The organism is Klebsiella grimontii (assembly GCF_900200035.1).
Lineage (GTDB): Bacteria > Pseudomonadota > Gammaproteobacteria > Enterobacterales > Enterobacteriaceae > Klebsiella > Klebsiella grimontii.
This window is the reverse complement of the sequence record NZ_FZTC01000022.1, coordinates 121,853-144,777: the sequence shown is the minus strand read 5'-3', so window position 1 is coordinate 144,777 and position 22,925 is coordinate 121,853. Positions and strand designations below refer to the sequence as shown.

Sequence of the window (22,925 nt, the reverse complement as noted above, 5' to 3'; positions counted from 1 at the left end):
ATCTCTAACTTCTGTTATCAGGATTCCAACTTTCCTTGCCTGATGGCTAATAAAGGTACAGACTTCTTGAAACGTTTCAGCGTCATCGGGAGATTCTCCGGCAGGTAGATGACGCATTTTTTCTCAAAGTAGCTGAAACGATTCAATTCAGCAGGAGAGGAGAACCATGTTCCAGTTATCTGTACAGGATATTCATCCCGGTCAGCAGGCCGGTAATAAAGAAGAGGCTATTCGTCAGGTTGCCTCCGCGCTGGTCAGCGCGGGCAACGTGGCAGACGGCTACGTCAACGGGATGCTGGCTCGCGAGCAGCAAACCTCCACTTTTCTGGGGAACGGTATTGCGATTCCGCACGGTACCACCGACACCCGCGACCAGGTGCTGAAAACCGGCGTTCAGGTTTACCAGTTCCCTCAGGGCGTGACCTGGGGCGAAGGGCAAACCGCCTACGTCGCCATCGGTATCGCCGCCAGCTCGGATGAACACCTTGGGCTGCTGCGTCAGCTGACCCACGTGCTGAGCGACGACTCCGTGGCTGAACAGCTTAAGTCCGCGACGACCGCCGAAGAGCTGCGCGCCCTGCTGATGGGCGAAAAGCAGAGCGAAGCGCTGAAGCTGGATAACGAGACGCTGACCCTGGACGTTGCGGCCAGCGATTTGCTGACCCTGCAGGCGCTGAACGCCGCGCGGCTGAAAGAAGCCGGCGCCGTCGATGCTTCCTTTGTTAGCCGTACGATTAATGATAAACCGCTGAACCTTGGTCAGGGCATCTGGCTGAACGACAGCACCGAAGGCAACCTGCGCAGCGCCGTTGCCGTCAGCCGCGCGGCCAACGCCTTCACCAGCGATGAGCAGCCGGTTTCTCTGCTGATCACCGTCGCGATGGCCGATGACCAGCCGACGGCGGTGCTTAATCGCCTGAGCAATCTGCTCCTGGATAAAAAAGCTGACCGCTTGCTGAAGGCTGATGGCGCCACGCTGCTGGCTCTCCTGACCAGCGACGATGCGATTGCCGAAGATGTTCTCAGCGCGGAATACGTTATCCGCAACGAGCACGGGCTGCACGCGCGTCCCGGCACGATGCTGGTTAATACCATTAAACAATTCTCCAGCGACATTACCGTCACCAACCTTGATGGTTCGGGCAAACCGGCAAACGGCCGCAGCCTGATGAAAGTCGTGGCGCTGGGCGTGAAGAAAGGTCACCGCTTGCGCTTTACCGCGCAGGGTGAAGATGCGCAGCAGGCGCTGGATGCGATTGGCGAAGCGATCGCCGCAGGCCTTGGGGAGGGCGCATAAATGAGCAGACGTGTCGCAACGATTACTTTAAACCCGGCCTATGACCTGGTGGGTTTTACCCCGGAAATTGAACGCGGCGAGGTTAACCTCGTTCGCACCACCGGTTTGCACGCCGCAGGGAAGGGGATCAACGTTGCAAAAGTGCTGAAAGATCTCGGTATCGACGTCACCGTTGGCGGTTTCCTCGGTAAAGACAATCAGGATGGTTTTCAGCAGCTGTTCAGTGAATTGGGCATCGCAAACCGTTTTCAGGTCGTTCAGGGCCGTACCCGTATCAACGTCAAGCTGACTGAGAAAGATGGCGAAGTCACCGACTTTAACTTCTCCGGCTTTGAAGTGACGCCGGGCGACTGGGAGCGTTTTGTTAACGATTCTCTGAGCTGGCTGGGCCAGTTCGATATGGTCTGCGTAAGCGGCAGCCTGCCGTCCGGCGTGAGCCCGGAAGCGTTCACCGACTGGATGACCCGTCTGCGTAGCCAGTGCCCGTGCATCATTTTTGATAGCAGCCGAGAAGCGCTGGTTGCGGGGCTGAAAGCGGCGCCGTGGTTGGTGAAACCTAACCGTCGCGAGCTGGAAATCTGGGCTGGCCGCAAGCTGCCTGAGATGAAAGATGTCATTGAAGCCGCTCATGCGCTGCGTGAGCAGGGGATCGCCCACGTGGTTATCTCTCTTGGCGAAGAAGGCGCCCTGTGGGTCAACGCATCCGGAGAATGGATTGCCAAACCGCCTTCCGTTGAAGTGGTTAGCACCGTTGGCGCCGGCGACTCTATGGTTGGCGGCCTGATTTATGGCCTGCTGATGCGTGAGTCCAGCGAACATACGCTGCGCCTGGCAACGGCAGTCGCCGCGCTGGCGGTGAGTCAGAGCAATGTCGGTATTACCGATCGTACCCAGTTGGCCGCAATGATGGCGCGCGTCGACTTACAACCCTTTAATTAACAGCAGGAGAGGCATAATGAAAACGCTGCTGATTATTGATGCCGGGCTTGGACAGGCCCGCGCCTATATGGCGAAGACCCTGTTAAGCACCGCGGCGCAAAAAGCGCAACTCGAACTGATTGATAACCCAAACGACGCTGAGCTGGCGATTGTGCTGGGCACGGCGCTGCCGGCCGACAGCGCGCTGAACGGCAAAAAGGTGTATCTCGGCGATATCAACCGCGCCGTGGCTCACCCGGAGCTGTTCCTCGGTGAGGCCAAAAGCCACGCGACGCCTTACGCCGCTCCGGCCGCTGCTGCGTTGCCGACTGCGGCTAACGGCCCAAAACGCATTGTGGCGGTCACCGCTTGCCCGACCGGCGTCGCGCACACCTTTATGGCGGCGGAAGCTATTGAAACCGAAGCTAAAAAACGCGGCTGGTGGGTGAAGGTTGAAACGCGCGGCTCCGTAGGCGCGGGCAATGCAATCACCCCGGAAGAGGTTGAACAGGCGGATCTGGTGGTCGTCGCTGCCGATATCGAAGTGGATCTGGCGAAATTCGCCGGTAAGCCGATGTATCGCACCACCACCGGTCTGGCGCTGAAGAAAACCGCGCAGGAGCTGGATAAAGCCGTGGTTGAAGCGAAACCGTATCAGCCTGCGGGTAAATCCCAGGCCGCGGCGGAAGGCAAAAAAGAGTCTGCGGGCGCCTATCGTCACCTGCTGACCGGCGTGTCGTACATGCTGCCGATGGTGGTGGCGGGCGGTCTGTGTATCGCGCTCTCCTTCGCTTTTGGTATTAAAGCCTTTGAGGTGAAAGACACCCTGGCCGCGGCGCTGATGCAAATCGGCGGTGGCTCAGCCTTCGCGCTGATGGTACCGGTTCTGGCGGGCTTTATTGCCTTCTCTATCGCTGACCGTCCTGGCCTGACGCCGGGTCTTATCGGCGGTATGCTGGCGGTGAGCACCGGTTCTGGCTTTATCGGCGGTATTATCGCCGGTTTCCTTGCCGGTTATGTGGCGAAAGCGATCAGTACGAAGCTGAAGCTGCCGCAAAGTATGGAAGCGCTGAAACCGATCCTGATCATTCCGCTGGTTTCCAGCCTGATCGTCGGTCTGGCGATGATTTACCTGATTGGTAAACCCGTTGCCGGGATCCTCGAAGGTCTGACCCACTGGCTGCAAACTATGGGCACGGCGAACGCGGTTCTGCTCGGTGCGATCCTCGGCGGTATGATGTGTACCGATATGGGCGGTCCGGTGAACAAAGCGGCCTACGCGTTTGGTGTTGGCCTGCTGAGTACCCAGACTTATGCGCCGATGGCGGCCATCATGGCGGCGGGTATGGTTCCACCGCTGGCCCTGGGCCTGGCGACGCTGATTGCGCGTAAAAAGTTCGACAAAGCGCAGCAGGAAGGCGGAAAGGCCGCGCTGGTTCTCGGTCTGTGCTTTATCACCGAAGGGGCTATTCCATTCGCCGCCCGTGACCCGATGCGCGTCCTGCCTTGCTGTATCGTTGGCGGCGCGGTGACCGGCGCGATGTCCATGTGGGTTGGCGCGAAGCTGATGGCGCCGCACGGCGGTCTGTTCGTCCTGCTGATCCCTGGTGCGATTACGCCGGTGCTTGGCTACCTGATGGCGATTGTGGTCGGTACGCTGGTCGCAGGTCTCTCCTACGCGGTGCTGAAACGTCCTGAAGTTCAAGCCGCCTGATCGACGTAGCAAACGCTTCTCAAGGGCAGAGTCTTCTCTGCCCTTTTTTTTATGCCGCATTCTTCCTCCTCCCATCCCACCGTATGTGCTCTCCTTCGCATTTTTAAACTGTTTAAAAACCATACTGGCCAAATTTTGTGATTGTGTTCATGTTCATATGAAAATCCTATTTTGCTTCTCTTTACTTTAAAATTATTCCGCTTACCATAAACACATGTTCACATTCAAACATGTGTTTAAATGAAGTGCTGTGAATCGTGAGGTGTTTATTTCCTGATATTAAATAATTCTACTGCCATAGCGTTTTTTATGCTGGAGGGTATTTTTATGCCTGAAAATGATTACGTTGTGATTATTGGATCGGCAAACATGGATGTGGCTGGCTATTCCAATGTGTCGCTAAACTACGCTGATTCTAATCCTGGGAAAATAAAATATACTCCCGGCGGCGTGGGGCGCAACATTGCGCAAAATATTGCCTTGTTGAATAAAACGGCGTGGCTATTATCCGTTGTTGGTGACGATTTTTATGGTCATTCATTATTAAAACAAACGGCCCAGTCCGGGGTTCACGTCGATAAATGTCAGATAATCCCGGGTGAAGGCACATCAAGCTATTTGTCGCTGCTTGATAATACCGGTGAAATGCTGGTGGCGATTAATGATATGAGCATCACTGAGCATATTACGCCGGCCTTTTTAAGGCAGCATCAAGATTTTATCTGCGGTGCCGCGGTGATTGTCGTTGACTGTAATATTAGCGAGTCGGCGCTGGCCTGGTTGATGGAAAATAGCGGCTCAACGCCCATTTTTGTTGACCCGGTTTCAGCCTGGAAATGCGTGAAAATCAGCCAGCACCTGGGGCGTATTCACACCCTGAAACCGAACCGGATTGAGGCAGAAACGCTGAGCGGCATCGCGCTGTCCGGCACTGACGATGTGGCTCGCGTAGCCGACTGGTTTCACCATCATGGCCTGAAACGCCTGGTGCTGAGCATGGGCGGCGATGGCGTTTACTACAGCGAGAGAGATGGGGAACGCGGCTGGTCCGCGCCGCTGAAAACCCAGGTTGTCAATGTCACCGGCGCCGGTGACGCGATGATGGCCGGTCTTGCCTGCTGCTGGCTCGACGGTTGCTCATTTTCGCAAGCGGTGAAGTTTGCTCAGGGATGCTCTTCTCTGGCGCTTTCATCGGAATTCACCAATAACCCTGAATTATCTTACGCCAACGTAAAAAAGGTAGTGGAGAAAGAATATGTCTGAATTAAATATTTCCTCTGAATTATTACAGGTTTCTGCGGAAGTTCAGCAGGCATTAAAAAACAATCAGCCGATAGTGGCGTTGGAATCGACCATTATTTCTCACGGCATGCCGTTTCCGGAAAATGCGCAAACGGCGCTGGAAGTAGAAGAAACTATTCGTCGCCAGGGAGCGGTGCCGGCAACCATTGCGATTATTCATGGCGTAATGAAAGTGGGCTTAAGCCGCGAAGAAATTGAACTTTTGGGCCGCGAAGGACATAACGTCGCCAAAGTCAGTCGTCGTGATTTACCCTTTGTTGTCGCCGCAGGATTAAATGGCGCGACTACCGTGGCGTCTACCATGATTATTGCGGCGATGGCCGGAATTAAAGTCTTTGCGACCGGCGGTATCGGCGGCGTACATCGTGGCGCCGAGCACACGTTTGATATTTCCGCCGATTTACAGGAGCTCGCTAATACCAACGTTACCGTGGTCTGTGCCGGTGCGAAATCTATTCTCGATCTCGGTTTAACCACCGAGTATTTAGAAACGTTTGGCGTTCCGCTTATTGGTTATCAAACTTCGGCGCTGCCGGCATTCTTCTGCCGAACCAGCCCGTTTGACGTCAGCATTCGCCTCAATAGCGCCAAAGACATCGCCAAAGCGATGGCGGTGAAATGGCAATCGGGTCTGAATGGCGGCATGGTGGTAGCAAATCCTATTCCTGAAGCGTTCGCGATGCCGGAAGAGAAAATCAATGCCGCCATCAATCAGGCGGTGAAGGAGGCGGAAGAGCAGGGCGTAGTGGGTAAAGCGAGCACGCCGTTCCTGCTGGCGCGCGTTGCGGAGCTGACCGGCGGCGATAGCCTGAAATCCAACATTCAGCTGGTCTTCAACAACGCCATTCTGGCCTGCGAGATTGCCAAAGAGTATCAGCAGATCGCCTGACGACAGTCGCGGGCCGTTTGCGGTTGCCCGCCCCGATATCAACGATACCGAAAGCCTGGCCTGCGCCGGGTTTTCCACCAGGTAAGGATATCATTATGGACATCATGAGAAGTCTTCTGGGGATGGTGGTGTTGCTGGCCATTGCCTTTGCGCTGTCAGTTAATAAAAAACGCATCAGCATCAGAACGGTAGGGGCAGCGCTGCTGCTGCAAATCGTGATTGGCGGGGTGATGCTCTATTTTCCGCCGGGCAAGTGGCTGGTCGAGCAGGCCGCGCTTGGGGTACACAAAGTTATGTCCTATAGCGACGCCGGAAGCGCGTTTATTTTTGGTTCACTGGTCGGTCCGAAGATGGATGTGCTGTTTGACGGCGCCGGCTTTATCTTCGCCTTCCGCGTTTTGCCCGCCATCATTTTTGTTACCGCGTTGATCAGTCTGCTTTACTACCTCGGCGTGATGGGGCTGCTGATCCGTATCCTCGGCGGGATCTTCCAGAAAGCGCTGAATATCAGCAAGATTGAGTCTTTCGTCGCCGTGACCACCATTTTCCTTGGGCAAAACGAGATCCCGGCGATCGTCAAACCGTTTATCAACAAGCTCAACCGCAATGAGCTGTTTACCGCGATTTGCAGCGGGATGGCGTCGATCGCCGGGTCGATGATGATCGGCTATGCCGGTATGGGCGTGCCGATTGATTATCTGCTGGCCGCTTCGCTTATGGCTATTCCCGGCGGGATTCTGTTTGCCCGTATGCTAAGCCCGGCAACTGAAGCATCCCAGGTCACTTTCGACAATCTCTCTTTCAGCGAGACGCCGCCGAAAAGCGTGATCGAGGCGGCGGCGTCAGGGGCGATGACCGGCCTGAAAATTGCCGCCGGGGTGGCAACCGTGGTGATGGCGTTTGTGGCGATTATCGCGCTGCTGAACGGTATTATCGGCGGCATTGGCGGCTGGTTTGGCTTCGGTCACGCCACGCTGGAGGGGATTTTCGGCTTTCTGCTCGCGCCGCTGGCGTGGATCATGGGCGTTGACTGGAACGATGCGACGCTGGCGGGCAGCCTGATTGGACAAAAGCTGGCGATCAACGAATTCGTTGCCTATCTCAACTTCTCGCCCTACTTGCAAAGCGGCGGGAACCTGGACGTGAAAACCGTTGCGATTATCTCGTTTGCGCTGTGCGGTTTCGCCAACTTTGGCTCGATCGGCGTGGTTGTCGGGGCGTTTTCGGCTATTTCACCGCAGCGCGCGCCGGAAATTGCCCAGCTTGGGCTGCGCGCCCTGGCGGCGGCCACGCTCTCTAACCTGATGAGCGCCACCATCGCCGGGTTCTTTATTGGGCTGGCATAACGTGATGCGCGCGCCGCGTCAGCGGTGCGCTGCTATCCGTTGGCAAGTAAATTGAGCGCGTTATCAACGGACAACGAGGGGTTGTTGATGCTGTGGCTGGCGCGGGTGATGGCGGTGCAGGCCATGGCGAAAGCGGCGCTCTCTTTAAAGTCGCTGCCGTCGAGATAGCTATAAAGCAGCCCGGCCATCAGCGCATCGTCGGCGCCAAAGCTGTCTATCGTCGTATGGCCCGGCAGGCTCATCCGGAAGCGTTCACCACCGGCTTCGCTACAGAAAATCGTGTCATCTTCCAGGTAAATCACCACCCGCTGGGTGCCTCTTTCGTGCAGCCATGCTAACGCCCGATCGCGATCGGCCTCGTTTTCAATGGGCTCGCCCCAGAGGATCTGCAGTTCGCGCAGCGTGGGTTTCAGCGTGTGGATCTTTCCCAGCCACGGGCGAATGCGGTGCGCTTTAAACTCGGACACGGTATCAACAAACACCGGAATGGCGTTGGTCAGGGTAAACACCCACTCCAGCGACTGTTCCGTTAAATTACAATCGACCAGAACGACGCCCGCATGCGTCAGCAGATCCCGATACTGATTCAGCAGCTGCGGCGTGAGCGACTGTAAAATATGCGTATCGTTAATCGCCAGTACCGTCTCTTCCTGCGGATTGGCGATGGAGAGATAGGTGGCGGTATTATGGCCGTGCAGGCGGATACAGCTCTGTACGTTTACGCCGGCCTGGCGGGTTTGCTCCAGCAGCGTTTCGCCGTAAAAATCACTGCCGACGGCGGAAATCAAATGCACATCGCGGCCCAGCAGCGCCAGGTTATGCGCGATATTTCGCGCCACGCCGCCCGCGGAGCACTGGATATTACCCGGGTTTGACACCGGTTGAGGATAATGGATATCGGCAATTCCGCGGATATCCATATTCACCGCGCCCAGCGAGACGCAATACTCCTGCTCGGTAAGGATGTAGCCTTTGCCCTTGATGGCCCCCTTACGCGTGAGGTCCATAATATGCGCGGCTACGCGGGAGCGGCTAATCTGCAGAATATCGGCAATCTCATGCTGCTGAATCAGCGGGTTGCGCCGCAAAATTTTGAGGATCTGCTTTTCCCTGTCGTTCATATCAGACCCTAGCCTCTTCCGTTTGCTGAGCCCGCAGCCAGGCGATCTCTTCCGCCCAGATATCAGGATTGATCGTTTCCAGAATCAGCGGGATACCGTCAAAGCGGCTGTCCTGCATAATCCAGCGGAAAGCGTCATGGCCGATATTGCCTTCACCCAGGCTGTGGTGACGGTCAACGCGGCTGGCGAACGCGCTTTTCGCATCGTTCAGGTGCATACCGCGCAGATACTGAAAACCGACAATCCGTTCGAAATCAGCGAAGGTTTTTTCACACTCTTCGGCGCTGCGCAGATCGTAGCCTGCGGCGAAGGCATGGCAGGTATCAATGCATACGCCGACGCGTGATTTATCTTCTACGCCGTCGATGATGGCCGCCAGATGCTCAAACTTAAAGCCCAGGTTACTGCCCTGGCCGGCAGTGTTTTCAATCACCGCCGTAACGCCTTCGGTTTTTGCCAGCGCGATATTGATCGATTCGGCGATACGCGCCAGACATTCGTCTTCCGGGATTTGCTGCAGATGGCTACCCGGATGGAAATTCAGCAGCGTCAGGCCGAGCTGCTGGCAGCGGGAAAGTTCATCAATAAACGCATCGCGGGATTTTTCCAGCGCGTCCTCAACCGGATGGCCGAGGTTTATCAGATAGCTGTCGTGCGGCAGAATTTGCCCCGGACCGAAATGGTGCTTTTCGCAGGCGGCTTTAAATTCAGCAATGGTTTCGTCGCTCAGAGGCGCGGCGCGCCACTGGCGCTGGTTTTTGGTAAAGAGGGCAAATGCGGTCGCGCCGATTTCGGCTGCGCGAATGGCGGCATTGGCTACACCGCCGGAGGCGCTGACGTGCGCTCCAATATATTTCATAAAAAAACTCCAGATAAGCCGCTGGGGGAGGGTAATGATAGCGGCTTAGCCGGAGAGTTACATCATCCTTAATACAACCTGAGTCGCGAGGGGCTTCAGGCCATCAGGCTATGAATGGCCAGGTTAATCGCGCCGCCGCCGACAATCAGCCAGACGAAGAGCATCAGCGCCATCAGCAGCGGTTTGGCGCCAGCTTTTTTCAGCGCGCTGACGTGGGTGGTCAGGCCGAGGGCGGCCATCGCCATCGCCAGCAGTACGGTATCCAGCGTGACCAGCATTTCGACAACCGCTTTCGGCAGTAGGTGGAAGGAGTTAAACACCGCCACCAGAATAAACAGGACCGCAAACCATGGAATGGTGATTTTACTTTTTTCCCCGCCGTTGGCCGGGGATAATTGCTTCACGCGCGCGGCGAGGAACAGCAGGAACGGCGCCAGCATCATCACGCGCAGCATTTTTGCAATCACCGCCGCGTTTTCCGCGTCCGGACCCACCGCGTGGCCTGCCGCGACAACCTGAGCAACCTCATGCATCGTCGACCCCATATAAATGCCGTAGGCTTCCGGCGTAAACCAGTGCGCCAGGAAGGGGTAAATCGCCGGGTACAGGAAGATGGCAATGGTGCCGAAAATGACCACCGTGGCGACGGCGACCGTCACTTTGCTGGCTTCCGCTTTGACGACCGGTTCGGTCGCCAGTACCGCTGCCGCGCCGCAGATGCTGCTGCCGGCGCCAATCAGCCAACTGGTATGTTTATCCAGGCCGAAAACCTTTTGCCCAAGAAAGCAGGCGATAAAAAAGGTGCTGGAAAGCGTCAGCACGTCAATGACGATACCGCCTACGCCGACGTCGGCAATCTGGGCGAACGTCAGGCGAAAGCCGTATAAAATGATGCCGAGACGCAGCAGGTGCTGCTTGGCAAAAATCACGCCGCCGTCGCAGGGCTGCCAGATTTTCGGGTAAACCGTGTTCCCGATAACCATGCCGAATAAAATGGCCAGCGTGAGGGCGCTGAAGCCCGCGCCGGCGATAGCCGGAAAACTACCGGCCCACAGCGCTGCGCCGGTGAGCACGGCGGTCAGCGCCAGTCCAGGTGCAAAGTGCCGCAATGGGCGATGTTTAGTCGGTAAAGTGAGTGCTGTCATAACCTTCTCCTTTGTCTGGGAAAAGCATACGACCCGCTGGCTTAAATATAAAATTGATTATATATTTATAATTAATCGAAATAAGTGGTAAATACGCGGTTTCGCGGTTTGACAACGATGGGCATCAGTCTTACGCCGCGGATCGCGAGTCGTCTATAAAGGCAGGAAAAATCATGCATATCACGCTACGGCAGCTGGAAGTGTTTGCTGAAGTATTAAAAAGCGGTTCGACGACGCAGGCATCGCAAATGCTGGCGCTTTCCCAATCGGCGGTTAGCGCGGCGCTGACCGATCTCGAAGGGCAGCTGGGCGTGCAGCTATTTGACCGCGTAGGGAAAAGGCTGGTGGTCAACGAGCACGGCAGACTGCTTTATCCGCGGGCGCTGGCGCTGCTGGAGCGGGCGCTGGAGATAGAACAGCTGTTTCGCGGCGACAACGGCGCGATCCGCGTCTACGCCAGCAGCACCATCGGTAACTATATTCTGCCGGAAATCATTGCGCGCTATCGACGCGATCTGCCGGATTTACCGCTGGAGCTGAGCGTAGGCAATAGCCAGGACGTGATCAATGCGGTGGCCGATCTGCGCGTGGATATCGGGCTGATTGAAGGCCCCTGTCACGCCGCGGATATTATCGCCGAACCCTGGCTGGAAGATGAACTGGTTGTCTTTGCCGCGCCGGATTCGCCGCTCCTTGAAGGGGAGGTGACGCTGCAACGGCTGGCGGAAGCGCCGTGGATTTTACGCGAGCACGGCTCCGGGACCCGGGAAATCGTCGACTATTTATTACTCTCACATTTACCGGCGTTTCATCTGGGGATGGAGCTGGGCAACTCGGAAGCCATCAAGCACGCGGTGCGCCATGGTTTAGGCATTAGCTGCCTGTCGCGACGCGTGGTGGCGGAGCAGCTTGAAGTGGGGTCGCTGGTAGAGCTGACGATTCCGCTGCCGCGTTTAACCCGCACCTTGTGGCGCATTCATCACCGGCAGAAGCATATTTCCAAGGCATTACAGCGATTTCTGCATTATTGCGACGTGTAAAAGCGACGCAATGCGCGCTGGCGTTTCCGGGATTTCATGCTTTACTAATAATCCATGCTCGATCATGAAGCTCTCTTATAACTTTGCAATTGTATCGGATGGATCACAGACACTCTGGTACAATCTCGCCTCGTTTTTTGGATGGATAGCATTTTCACATGGTTTCGGATACTAAAACCACAGAAGCGCCCGGTTTACGTCGTGAACTGAAGGCGCGCCACTTGACCATGATCGCGATTGGCGGTTCCATAGGTACAGGTCTTTTTGTTGCCTCTGGCGCAACAATTTCTCAGGCGGGCCCTGGCGGGGCCCTGCTCTCTTATATTCTCATCGGCCTGATGGTTTATTTCCTGATGACCAGCCTCGGCGAGCTGGCGGCGTTTATGCCGGTATCCGGCTCTTTTGCAACCTATGGGCAAAATTACGTTGAGGAAGGCTTTGGTTTCGCGCTGGGCTGGAACTACTGGTACAACTGGGCGGTAACCATCGCCGTTGACCTCGTTGCCGCTCAGCTGGTGATGACCTACTGGTTCCCCGATGCGCCCGGTTGGGTCTGGAGCGCGCTGTTCCTCGGCATCATGTTCCTGCTGAACTGGATCTCGGTAAAAGGCTTTGGCGAAGCGGAGTACTGGTTCTCGCTGATCAAAGTTGCCACCGTCATCATCTTTATTATTGTCGGCGTGATGATGATCTTCGGTATCTTTAAAGGCGCGCAGCCTGCGGGCTGGAGCAACTGGGTTATCGACGATGCGCCGTTTGCCGGCGGTTTTGCGGCAATGATTGGCGTAGCGATGATTGTCGGCTTCTCGTTCCAGGGAACCGAGCTTATCGGCATCGCGGCCGGCGAGTCGGAAAACCCGGAAAAGAATATTCCGCGCGCCGTACGGCAGGTGTTCTGGCGTATCCTGCTGTTCTATGTGTTCGCGATTCTGATTATCAGCCTGATCATTCCGTATACCGATCCGAGCCTGCTGCGTAACGACGTAAAAGATATTTCCGTTAGCCCGTTCACGCTGGTCTTCCAGCACGCGGGGCTGCTGTCGGCGGCGGCGATTATGAACGCGGTTATCCTGACCGCGGTGCTGTCGGCGGGTAACTCCGGGATGTACGCGTCCACCCGCATGCTCTACACCCTGGCCTGCGATGGCAAAGCGCCGCGTATTTTCTCTAAGCTGTCCAAAGGCGGCGTGCCGCGGAATGCGCTGTATGCCACCACGGTGATTGCAGGGCTGTGCTTCCTGAGCTCGATGTTCGGTAATCAGACCGTTTACCTGTGGCTGCTGAACACCTCCGGCATGACCGGCTTTATCGCCTGGCTGGGGATTGCCATCAGCCACTATCGCTTCCGTCGCGGCTACGTGCTGCAAGGGAACGATCTCAACGACCTGCCGTATCGTTCAGGCTTCTTCCCGCTGGGGCCGATCTTCGCTTTCGTGCTGTGCCTGATCATTACCCTGGGCCAGAACTACGAAGCGTTCCTCAAAGATACCATCGACTGGGGCGGCGTGGCGGCAACCTATATCGGTATTCCGCTATTCCTGGTTATCTGGTTTGGTTACAAGCTGGCGAAAGGGACGCGTTTTGTACGCTACAGCGAAATGAAGTTCCCGGAGCGCTTTAAAGGCTAAACCGCGCTGGCGCAGTCAGATAAAACCCTCTCACGCAGAGGGTTTTTTTATGCCCCCAGCCCTTACAAATTGACACATTTCTCCACAATTTTATTGATAATTGTAATCATTATCTTTATCATTTCCATCAAATTCAGGATGAAGCCAATCCCCATATCTTGCAGAGGGTCAGACTGACAAGGGGTGACCAGCCACATCTACTGTAAAAAATTGCGTGCATACGCCGTTAGAGCGCTATGCCGACAGTACCTGTGAGCAGGACCTTTTTTGTTTGTTTTGTTGTACACCTCATGGAGATATGGAATGTTCAGGCTAAACCCTTTTGTCCGGGCCGGATTATGCGCGTCCGTCGTATCCCTGGCGTTTCCGGCGCTCGCCGACGTTAACGAAGAAACGCTGGTCGTCACCGCGGCGGCAACTGAACAGAGCGTCAAAGATGCGCCCGCCAGTATTAGCGTTATCACCCAGCAGGATCTGCAGCGTAGACCGGTACAAAACCTGAAGGATGTCCTGCGGGAAGTGCCGGGCGTGCAGCTCACCAACGAAGGGGATAACCGCAAAGGGGTGAGCATTCGCGGCCTCAGCAGCGGCTATACGCTGATCCTCGTTGACGGTAAACGCGTTAACTCGCGCAACGCCGTTTTTCGCCACAACGATTTTGACCTTAACTGGATCCCGGTTGATGCCATTGAGCGTATCGAAGTCGTGCGCGGGCCGATGTCCTCACTCTATGGTTCCGACGCCCTCGGCGGCGTGGTGAATATCATCACCAAAAAAGTCGGCCAGCAGTGGACCGGCACCCTCAGCGCGGACACCACCATTCAGGAACATCGCGATCGCGGCGATACGTACAACGGTCAGTTCTTTACCAGCGGCCCGCTGATTGACGGCGTGCTGGGGATGAAGGCCTACGGTAGCCTGGCAAAGCGCGCCAAGGACGATCAGCAGGCTTCCAGCAACGCAGCGGGCGAAACGCCGCGTATTGAAGGTTTCACCAGCCGCGACGGCAACGTCGAATTCGCCTGGACGCCAACCGATAATCAGGACATGACCGCAGGCTACGGGTTTGATCGCCAGGATCGGGATTCCGACTCGCTTGATCGCAACCGCCTCGAGCGCCAGAACTACTCCCTGAGCCACAACGGCCGCTGGGATGTCGGCAATAGCGAGCTGAAATTCTACGGCGAGAAAGTGGATAATAAAAATCCGGGTCAGGCCGGGACCATCACTTCTGAGAGTAACTCGGTGGACGGCAAATACGTTCTGCCGTTGGGAATGATTAACCAGCTGCTGACCTTCGGCGGCGAATGGCGTCACGATAAGCTGAAAGACCCGGTCAATCTGAGCAGCGGCAGTCAATCCACCTCCGCCAGCCAGTACGCGCTGTTCCTTGAAGATGAATGGCGGATCATCGAACCTCTGGCCTTGACCACCGGCATTCGCATGGACGATCACCAGACCTATGGCGATCACTGGAGCCCGCGCGCTTATCTGGTGTATAACGCCACCGATACCGTGACCGTGAAGGGCGGCTGGGCGACGGCATTTAAAGCGCCATCCCTGCTGCAGCTGAACCCGGACTGGACCACCAACTCCTGCCGCGGCTCGTGCAGCATTATCGGTAACCCGGATCTGAAACCGGAAACCAGCGAAAGCTTCGAGCTGGGCCTTTACTACCGCGGCGAAGAAGGCTGGCTTGAAGGCGTGGAAGGAAGCGTCACCACCTTCCAGAACAACGTTGACGATATGATTGATATCCTGCGTACCTCCAGCGCCAGCGAAGCGCCGGGCTACCCGAACTTTGTCGGCTGGAAAACGGTGAACGGGAAACGCGTGCCGATCTTCCGCTACTTCAACGTCAATAAAGCGCGTATCAAAGGGGTAGAAACGGAATTGAAGGTGCCGTTCGGCGACGAATGGAAGCTGACGGTTAATTACACCTATAACGATGGCCGTGACCTGAGCAACGGCGGCGATAAACCGCTGCAAACGCTGCCGTTCCATACCGCTAACGGTACCCTCGACTGGAAACCGCTGGACGACTGGTCCTTCTACGTCACCGCCAACTATACCGGCGAACAGCGATCGGTCAGCGCGACGGGCAAAACGCCCGGCGGCTACACCATGTTTGATATCGGCGCGGCCTGGAACGTCACCAAAAATGTCAAGCTGCGCTCCGGAGTGCTTAACGTCGGCGATAAGGATCTAAGCCGCGACGACTATAGCTATACAGAAGAAGGTCGCCGCTACTTTATGGCCGTCGATTACCGCTTCTAACCGGGCAATAAAAGAGGGCTGGCGGGGAAACCTGCCAGCCCTCTTCTTTCTGCCTCAGCACAACGGTAAAACTCAATCCTGCCCTGAGACGAAAGCCTCAAGCGCCGCCAAAATCATACCCCCCGATGACGGAAATACACTATCTCGCTGTATGTATTAGTTTTTATGACGATTTGTTGGTGAGGTGTTTTGCGTATCAATGCGCCGGGAAGGGGCTTCACGACGCATTGAGATGATCAGGTGAAGAGGTACCGGGCGTGGAAGCGCAGGTGGTCCTCAATAAATGAGGCGATAAAGGAGTAGCTGTGATCGTAACCGGGCTGAATGCGCAGGGTTAACGGCCAGCTTTTCTGACGCGCGGTTTCCGCCAGTACCGCCGGCTGCAGCTGCTCGGCAAGAAATGCATCGCTGTCACCCTGATCAATCAGGGTTGGAATCGCGTCAGATTCGCTGCTGGCCTGCATTAACGCGCAGCTGTCCCAGGCCTGCCAGGCCGCTTCATCCGCTCCCAGATAGGCGGTAAACGCTTTTTGACCCCAGGGAACCTGGGTCGGGTTAACGATAGGCGCGAACGCGGAAACGCTGACGAAGCGGCCCGGATTCTTCAGCGCCATCACCAGCGCGCCGTGGCCGCCCATGGAGTGTCCGCTGATGGCGCAGCGACTGCTGAGAGTAAACTCGCGGGCAATCAGCTGCGGCAGCTCGTCGCGAAGGTAATCGTACATGCGGAAATGCGCGGACCACGGCGCCTGGGCGGCATTGAGGTAAAAGCCCGCGCCTTTACCCAGATCGTAAGCGCTATCGTCGGCAACATTATCACCGCGCGGGCTGGTGTCCGGCATCACCAGCGCAATGCCCAGTTCGGCGGCGACGCGCTGAGCGCCCGCTTTGGTAGTGAAGTTTTCATCATTGCAGGTCAGGCCGGAGAGCCAGTAGAGAACCGGCGGCGGCGCGTCCGCGTTGGCGGGCGGTAAAAAGATGCTGAAGGTCATTGCGCAGTTCAGCGTTACGGAGTCGTGCCGCCAGCGTTGCTGCCGACCTTCAAAACAGCGGTGCTCTTCGAGCAGTTCCATGCAGGGCTCCTTAAGTGTCTCAGACGTAATTTTCCATAATACAGATATTTCATGGCCTCGTGAGTAACTTTCACTTCCTCCTTTTCGGAACGTATTGCATCATTAATGCAACTTTTAACCAACATGCTGACGTTGTCGTAGCGCTGGAATCGCGCTATCGGCCGGCGATTGGGTTGGTTGCGGCAAGGTGAGCAGGGCGTTGCGTGACGCATCGTAGTGCGCTGGTCTGGCGGCGTGGAACGAGAGGTGACGCCAATTTCAACAATTATCGATGCGGCTACTGGATTCTGTGCGTCACCTCACGCACAATGAATACAAACTTTGCCCTCAGAAGAGCAAAGAGCGCCACACCTGCAGGAGAACAAAAATGTCATCACTGAGTAAAGAAGCCATACTCGTTCATGAAGCGCTGGTCGCTCGTGGGCTGGAGACGCCGCTGCGTCCGCCAGTACAAGAAATTGATAATGAAACTCGCAAGCGTCTGATCGCCGGACACATGACCGAGATTATGCAGCTGTTAAACCTTGATCTAAGTGATGACAGCCTGATGGAGACTCCGCATCGCATCGCCAAAATGTACGTCGATGAGATTTTCTCCGGCCTGGACTACGCCCGGTTCCCTAAAATCACCGTCATCGAAAATAAGATGCAGGTTGATGAAATGGTGACCGTGCGCGATATCACCCTGACCAGCACCTGCGAACACCATTTCGTCACGATCGACGGCAAAGCGACGGTGGCCTATATCCCGAAAGATTCGGTGATTGGCCTGTCGAAAATTAACCGCATCGTGCAGTTCTTCTCCCAGCGCCCTCAGGTGCAGGAGCGACTGACGCAGCAGATCCTCACCGCGCTGCAAACGCTGCTGGGAACCAGCAACGTCGCGGTTTCCATCGATGCGGTACACTACTGCGTGAAAGCGCGCGGCATTCGCGATGCGACCAGCGCCACCACCACCACGTCGTTGGGCGGCCTGTTTAAATCCAGCCAGAATACCCGCCAGGAGTTCCTGCGCGCCGTACGTCACCACAACTAAAACGGAGCAGGGTACATGGAGAGAAATGTCACGCTGGACTTTGTCCGCGGCGTCGCCATCCTCGGTATCCTGCTACTGAATATCAGCGCCTTCGGTTTACCGAAGGCCGCTTACCTCAACCCCGCGTGGTCCGGGAACATTTCCGCCAGCGACGCCTGGACCTGGGCGATTCTCGATCTGCTGGCGCAGGTCAAATTCCTGACCCTCTTCGCCCTGCTGTTTGGCGCCGGACTTCAGCTGCTGCTGCCGCGCGGCAAGCGCTGGATCCAGTCGCGCCTGACGCTGCTGGCGCTGCTTGGCTTTATTCACGGTCTGTTTTTCTGGGACGGCGATATTCTGCTGGCCTATGCGCTGGTAGGGCTGGTGGGCTGGCGAATGGTGCGCGACGCCCACGATGTCAAATCGCTGTTTAATACCGGCGTGGTGCTATACATCATCGGCGTGGCGGTCCTGCTATTGCTGGGATTGATTTCCGGCAATGCGCCCAATCGTTCGTGGCTGCCGGACGCGGCAAATTTGCAGTACGAGCAGTACTGGAAGCTAAAAGGCGGCCTTGAGGCGGTAAGCAATCGCGCAGATATGTTGTCGGATAATCTGCTGGCGCTGGGCGCGCAGTACGGCTGGCAGCTGGCCGGTATGATGCTGATGGGCGCCGCGCTGATGCGCAGCGGCTGGCTCAAAGGGCAGTTCAGCCTTCGCCACTACCGGCGTACCGGCGGGCTGCTGATTGCCGCCGGAATGGCGGTCAATTTGCCCTCTATCATCGCCCAGTGGCATCTCGGCTGGGACTATCGCTGGTGCGCATTTTTGCTACAGGCGCCGCGCGAGCTGAGCGCGCCGCTGCAAACCATCGGCTACGCGGCGCTGGCCTGGGGCTTCTGGCCGCAGCTGTGTAAGTTTCGTCTGGTAGGGGCGATTGCCTGCGTCGGGCGCATGGCGCTGACCAACTATCTGCTGCAGACCCTGATTTGCACCACCCTGTTTTACCGCTTCGGCCTGTTTATGAAGTATGACCGCTTACAGCTGTTAGCCTTCGTGCCGCCCGTATGGGCGGTCAATCTCCTCTTCTCGTGGTTTTGGCTACGTCATTTCCGTCAAGGCCCCGTTGAGTGGCTATGGCGTCAATTAACCCTGCGTGCATCGGGGACATCATTAAAAGATACATCCAGATAACGATCTGGATCACAATCATTAACAAAATGGATGTAACCGTTTCCATCCCTGTGACCTCACTCACGTAGCGAGCGGCACGTCGCTGCCAGAATAGCCTCCTTGCTGAACACAGGAGGTGAGTGTGACGTACTGCAATGCTCTACAGGTCGGTGAGTATGATCACCATTCGTGATGTCGCCCGCCAGGCGGGTGTTTCCGTCGCGACGGTTTCGCGCGTGCTGAATAACAGCGCGCTGGTGAGCCCGGATACGCGAGAAGCGGTAATGAAGGCGGTGTCGCTGCTGGGCTATCGGCCGAACGCCAACGCGCAGGCGCTGGCGACGCAGGTCAGCGATACCATCGGCGTGGTGGTGATGGACGTGTCGGACGCCTTTTTTGGCGCGCTGGTGAAAGCGGTTGATACCGTCGCCCAGCAGCATCATAAATATGTGCTTATCGGCAATAGCTATCATGAAGCGGAAAAAGAGCGCAACGCCATCGAGGTGCTGATTCGCCAGCGCTGTTCGGCGCTGATCGTCCACTCTAAAGCGCTGAGCGACGCGGAGCTGGGGGATTTTATGGAGCATATGCCGGGAATGGTGCTGATTAACCGCATCGTGCCGGGGTACGCCCACCGCTGCGTTGGGCTGGATAACGTCAGCGGCGCGCTGATGGCGACCCGCATGCTGCTCAATCATGGCCACCAGCGCATCGGCTATCTCTCTTCCAATCACGGTATCGAAGATGATGATTTACGGCGGGAAGGGTGGTTCAGAGCGTTACATGAGCACGGCATTGTCGCTCCCGAAAGCTGGGTGGGTTCCGGGTCGCCTGATATGCAGGGCGGCGAGGCGGCGATGGTCGAACTGCTGGGGCGCAACCTCGGTCTGACCGCGGTCTTCGCCTATAACGACAGCATGGCGGCCGGCGCGCTCACGACGCTTAAAGATAACGGCATTGCCGTACCGCAGCATCTTTCGCTGATCGGTTTTGATGATATCCCCATTTCCCGTTACACCGATCCGCAGCTGACGACGGTGCGCTACCCGATTATGTCGATGGCGAAACTGGCGACCGAGCTGGCGCTACAGGGGGCGGCGGGGAAGCTGGATCGTGAGGCCAGCCACTGTTTTATGCCGACGCTGGTGCGCCGACATTCGGTGGCGCAGAGGCAAATTGTGGGGCCGATCACTAACTAATTATCTGCCTGATGTAACCGCTTTCAATATGTGAGTGATTTCACAGTTTGTTAACATTAAGCTGACTATGATTGCTGCGTTTACAAGTCTGAACATACTATGTCACGGTGATTAATCACTTTTACAGCAGTAATCGGCGTTAAACGATGAATAAAGCCGTTTTTCAGGAGCGTTACCCTACACGGAAGACAGAATTACAGTCGTGAATGTCGCTGTGCAGTAACATTAATGTAACGCTCGCCAGCCATTTTCACACCAAAGACCCTGCATAATAAAACCGGAGATTCCATGAATAAGAAGGTGTTAACCCTGTCTGCTGTAATGGCCAGCATGTTATTCGGCGCCGCGGCGCACGCAGCAGATACGCGTATCGGCGTGACGATTTATAAATACGACGACAACTTTATGTCGGTGGTGCGCAAGGCAATTGAGAAAGACGGCAAATCGGCGCCGGATGTTCAGCTGCTCATGAATGACTCGCAAAACGACCAGTCCAAGCAGAACGATCAGATTGACGTCCTGTTGGCAAAAGGCGTGAAGGCGCTGGCGATTAACCTGGTTGACCCGGCGGCGGCGGGGACGGTCATCGATAAAGCCCGTGGCCAGAACGTGCCGGTGGTGTTCTTTAACAAAGAGCCATCCCGTAAGGCGCTGGATAGCTACGATAAAGCGTACTATGTCGGTACCGATTCAAAAGAGTCCGGCGTGATTCAGGGTGACCTGATTGCCAAACACTGGAAAGCGAACCCGAACTGGGATCTGAATAAAGACGGCCAGATTCAGTTTGTCCTGCTGAAAGGCGAACCGGGTCATCCGGATGCGGAAGCGCGTACCACCTACGTGATTAAAGAGCTGAACGACAAGGGCTTCAAAACCCAGCAGCTGGCCTTAGACACTGCCATGTGGGACACCGCACAGGCGAAAGATAAGATGGATGCCTGGCTGTCTGGCCCGAACGCCAACAAAATTGAAGTCGTTATCGCCAACAACGATGCGATGGCCATGGGCGCGGTAGAAGCGCTGAAGGCCCACAATAAGAGCAGCATCCCGGTGTTCGGCGTCGATGCGTTGCCGGAAGCGTTAGCGTTGGTTAAATCCGGCGCTATGGCGGGTACCGTGCTGAACGATGCCAACAACCAGGCGAAAGCCACCTTCGATCTGGCGAAAAATCTCGCCGATGGGAAAGAACCGGCTGCCGGCACTAACTGGAAAATTGAAAATAAGATTGTCCGCGTACCGTACGTGGGCGTTGATAAAGACAATCTGAGCGAATTTATCGGTAAGTAATAGCTTAATAAGCTGCGGGCGTGCGCGCTGTACGCCCGATTATTCCTGATACAGAACCCGTCCCTGTTCGTCGTTAATTCGTCGGCAGGGGTATGCACGCACGCAGCCAGGTATAACTATGGTCAGCAATAATAGCGAACGGTCAGGCGAATATTTGTTGGAAATGACCAACATCAACAAATCGTTTCCTGGCGTCAAGGCTCTCGATAATGTGAACCTCAAGGTTCGTCCCCACTCTATTCATGCCTTAATGGGGGAGAACGGCGCGGGCAAATCAACATTATTAAAATGCCTATTTGGGATCTATCAAAAAGATTCCGGCAGTATTCTTTTTCAGGGACAAGAGATCGATTTCCATTCGGCTAAAGAAGCCCTGGAAAACGGTATTTCAATGGTTCATCAGGAATTAAACCTGGTCTTACAGCGTTCGGTGATGGATAACATGTGGCTGGGACGTTATCCCACCAAAGGCGTGTTTGTCGATCAGGACAAAATGTATCGTGATACCAAAGCGATTTTCGATGAGCTGGATATTGATATCGACCCGCGCGCTCGCGTCGGTACGCTATCGGTATCGCAAATGCAGATGATTGAAATTGCGAAGGCATTTTCCTATAACGCCAAAATTGTCATTATGGATGAGCCGACCTCTTCGTTAACTGAAAAAGAGGTCAATCATCTGTTTAAAATTATCCGCAAGCTGAAAGAGCGCGGCTGCGGCATTGTCTATATTTCCCACAAAATGGAAGAGATCTTCCAGCTGTGCGATGAAATTACTATCCTGCGCGACGGCCAGTGGATCGCCACCCAGCCGCTGGAAGGGCTGGATATGGATAAGATCATCGCGATGATGGTAGGCCGCTCCCTCAATCAGCGCTTCCCGAACAAGGAAAATAAGCCGGGCGAGGTGATTCTTGAGGTGCGCAATTTAACCTCGCTGCGCCAGCCGTCGATTCGCGATATCTCTTTCGATCTGCACAAAGGCGAAATTCTGGGGATTGCCGGGCTGGTCGGAGCGAAACGTACCGATATCGTCGAGACGTTATTCGGCATTCGCGAGAAGGCCGGCGGGACGATCAGGCTGCACGGTAAGAAGATTAACAACCATAGCGCCAATGAAGCCATCAACCACGGCTTTGCGCTGGTGACCGAAGAGCGCCGCTCGACGGGAATTTATGCCTACCTGGATATCGGTTTTAACTCGCTGATCTCCAATATTAAAAAATACAAGAATAAGGTCGGATTGCTGGATAATTCACGCATGAAAAGCGATACCCAATGGGTGATTGATTCGATGCGCGTGAAAACCCCGGGGCAGCACACGCAAATTGGTTCGTTGTCCGGTGGCAACCAGCAGAAAGTTATTATCGGTCGCTGGCTATTAACCCAGCCGGAAATACTGATGCTCGATGAACCCACGCGTGGGATTGACGTTGGGGCGAAGTTCGAAATTTACCAGCTGATCGCCGAGCTGGCAAAAAAAGACAAAGGGATCATTATTATTTCCTCCGAGATGCCGGAGCTACTGGGTATTACTGACCGTATTCTGGTAATGAGCAATGGTCTCGTTGCCGGAATTGTTGAGACTAAAACCACCACGCAAAACGAAATTCTCCGTCTTGCGTCGTTGCACCTTTAAGAT

18 protein-coding genes are annotated in these 22,925 nt (G+C 55.7%); 14 read left to right on the top strand and 4 right to left on the bottom strand.

All coding sequences use genetic code 11. The features are described 5' to 3' along the window. Positions 1-166 precede the first annotated feature (166 nt). The 6 genes from fruB (at position 167) to KOSB73_RS21370 (ending at position 7,466) form a co-directional block, all read left to right on the top strand. Positions 167-1,297 (top strand): fused PTS fructose transporter subunit IIA/HPr protein, encoded by a 1,131-nt coding sequence (fruB, locus tag KOSB73_RS21395; protein WP_004870368.1) that lies wholly within the window; start codon positions 167-169, stop codon positions 1,295-1,297. Beyond that, positions 1,298-2,236: a 1-phosphofructokinase gene (gene fruK, locus KOSB73_RS21390; RefSeq protein WP_004103928.1), complete on the top strand. Its 939-nt coding sequence runs from the start codon at positions 1,298-1,300 to the stop codon at positions 2,234-2,236. Positions 2,237-2,252: 16 nt separating this feature from the next. Then, the gene (gene fruA / locus KOSB73_RS21385) at positions 2,253-3,929 is read left to right on the top strand and encodes a PTS fructose transporter subunit IIBC (protein WP_024359214.1); all 1,677 of its coding nucleotides are present in this window, start codon (positions 2,253-2,255) and stop codon (positions 3,927-3,929) included. Positions 3,930-4,256: 327 nt separating this feature from the next. Then, a complete protein-coding gene (locus KOSB73_RS21380) occupies positions 4,257-5,192 on the top strand; it encodes a pseudouridine kinase (protein WP_024359213.1) in 936 nt (311 codons plus the stop codon). Beyond that, on the top strand, positions 5,185-6,120 hold the full coding sequence (locus KOSB73_RS21375) for a pseudouridine-5'-phosphate glycosidase (protein WP_004870373.1): 936 nt from the start codon (positions 5,185-5,187) through the stop codon (positions 6,118-6,120). The genes KOSB73_RS21380 and KOSB73_RS21375 overlap by 8 nt, the downstream gene beginning before the upstream one ends. A gap of 95 nt (positions 6,121-6,215) precedes the next feature. Next, on the top strand, positions 6,216-7,466 hold the full coding sequence (locus KOSB73_RS21370) for a NupC/NupG family nucleoside CNT transporter (RefSeq protein WP_024359212.1): 1,251 nt from the start codon (positions 6,216-6,218) through the stop codon (positions 7,464-7,466). A gap of 32 nt (positions 7,467-7,498) precedes the next feature. Here KOSB73_RS21370 and KOSB73_RS21365 read toward each other — a convergent pair whose 3' ends face one another. From KOSB73_RS21365 to KOSB73_RS21355, 3 genes are all read right to left on the bottom strand, one after another. Then, the gene (locus KOSB73_RS21365) at positions 7,499-8,587 is read right to left on the bottom strand and encodes a sugar kinase (protein WP_004870378.1); all 1,089 of its coding nucleotides are present in this window, start codon (positions 8,585-8,587) and stop codon (positions 7,499-7,501) included. Position 8,588: 1 nt separating this feature from the next. Beyond that, the gene (gene nfo, locus KOSB73_RS21360) at positions 8,589-9,446 is read right to left on the bottom strand and encodes a deoxyribonuclease IV (RefSeq protein WP_004870380.1); all 858 of its coding nucleotides are present in this window, start codon (positions 9,444-9,446) and stop codon (positions 8,589-8,591) included. Positions 9,447-9,541: 95 nt separating this feature from the next. Further along, positions 9,542-10,591 carry a YeiH family protein gene (locus tag KOSB73_RS21355; protein WP_024359211.1) on the bottom strand — a complete coding sequence of 350 codons (1,050 nt, stop codon included), beginning with the start codon at positions 10,589-10,591 and terminating at the stop codon, positions 9,542-9,544. A gap of 173 nt (positions 10,592-10,764) precedes the next feature. Here KOSB73_RS21355 and yieE point away from each other — a divergent pair, with 173 nt between their 5' ends. From yieE to cirA, 3 genes are all read left to right on the top strand, one after another. Then, on the top strand, positions 10,765-11,631 hold the full coding sequence (gene yieE, locus KOSB73_RS21350) for a DNA-binding transcriptional regulator YeiE (protein WP_004122885.1): 867 nt from the start codon (positions 10,765-10,767) through the stop codon (positions 11,629-11,631). 158 nt (positions 11,632-11,789) lie between these two features. Further along, entirely contained in the window at positions 11,790-13,259 is a 1,470-nt protein-coding gene (locus KOSB73_RS21345) for an amino acid permease (RefSeq protein ID WP_004870384.1), read from the top strand. 303 nt (positions 13,260-13,562) lie between these two features. Next, positions 13,563-15,536, top strand: a complete 1,974-nt coding sequence (gene cirA, locus KOSB73_RS21340) for a catecholate siderophore receptor CirA (protein WP_004870389.1) — start codon at positions 13,563-13,565, stop codon at positions 15,534-15,536. 236 nt (positions 15,537-15,772) lie between these two features. On the opposite strand, the gene fghA is transcribed toward cirA, so the two are convergent. Then, positions 15,773-16,609: an S-formylglutathione hydrolase gene (fghA, locus tag KOSB73_RS21335; RefSeq protein ID WP_098140968.1), complete on the bottom strand. Its 837-nt coding sequence runs from the start codon at positions 16,607-16,609 to the stop codon at positions 15,773-15,775. Positions 16,610-16,976: 367 nt separating this feature from the next. Here fghA and folE point away from each other — a divergent pair, with 367 nt between their 5' ends. The 5 genes from folE to mglA all read left to right on the top strand — a co-directional run bounded on the left by folE (position 16,977) and on the right by mglA (position 22,922). Continuing rightward, positions 16,977-17,645, top strand: a complete 669-nt coding sequence (gene folE, locus KOSB73_RS21325; RefSeq protein WP_004103895.1) for a GTP cyclohydrolase I FolE — start codon at positions 16,977-16,979, stop codon at positions 17,643-17,645. Between the two features lie 15 nt (positions 17,646-17,660). Further along, complete coding sequence (yeiB, locus tag KOSB73_RS21320) at positions 17,661-18,818, top strand: DUF418 domain-containing protein YeiB (protein WP_098140966.1); 1,158 nt, start codon at positions 17,661-17,663, stop codon at positions 18,816-18,818. Positions 18,819-18,973: 155 nt separating this feature from the next. Next, positions 18,974-19,996: an HTH-type transcriptional regulator GalS gene (galS, locus tag KOSB73_RS21310; protein WP_004870397.1), complete on the top strand. Its 1,023-nt coding sequence runs from the start codon at positions 18,974-18,976 to the stop codon at positions 19,994-19,996. A 288-nt stretch (positions 19,997-20,284) separates the two neighbouring features. Further along, on the top strand, positions 20,285-21,283 hold the full coding sequence (mglB, locus tag KOSB73_RS21305) for a galactose/glucose ABC transporter substrate-binding protein MglB (RefSeq protein ID WP_004852665.1): 999 nt from the start codon (positions 20,285-20,287) through the stop codon (positions 21,281-21,283). A 118-nt stretch (positions 21,284-21,401) separates the two neighbouring features. Beyond that, the gene (gene mglA, locus KOSB73_RS21300) at positions 21,402-22,922 is read left to right on the top strand and encodes a galactose/methyl galactoside ABC transporter ATP-binding protein MglA (protein WP_004870402.1); all 1,521 of its coding nucleotides are present in this window, start codon (positions 21,402-21,404) and stop codon (positions 22,920-22,922) included. Positions 22,923-22,925: the final 3 nt, after the last annotated feature.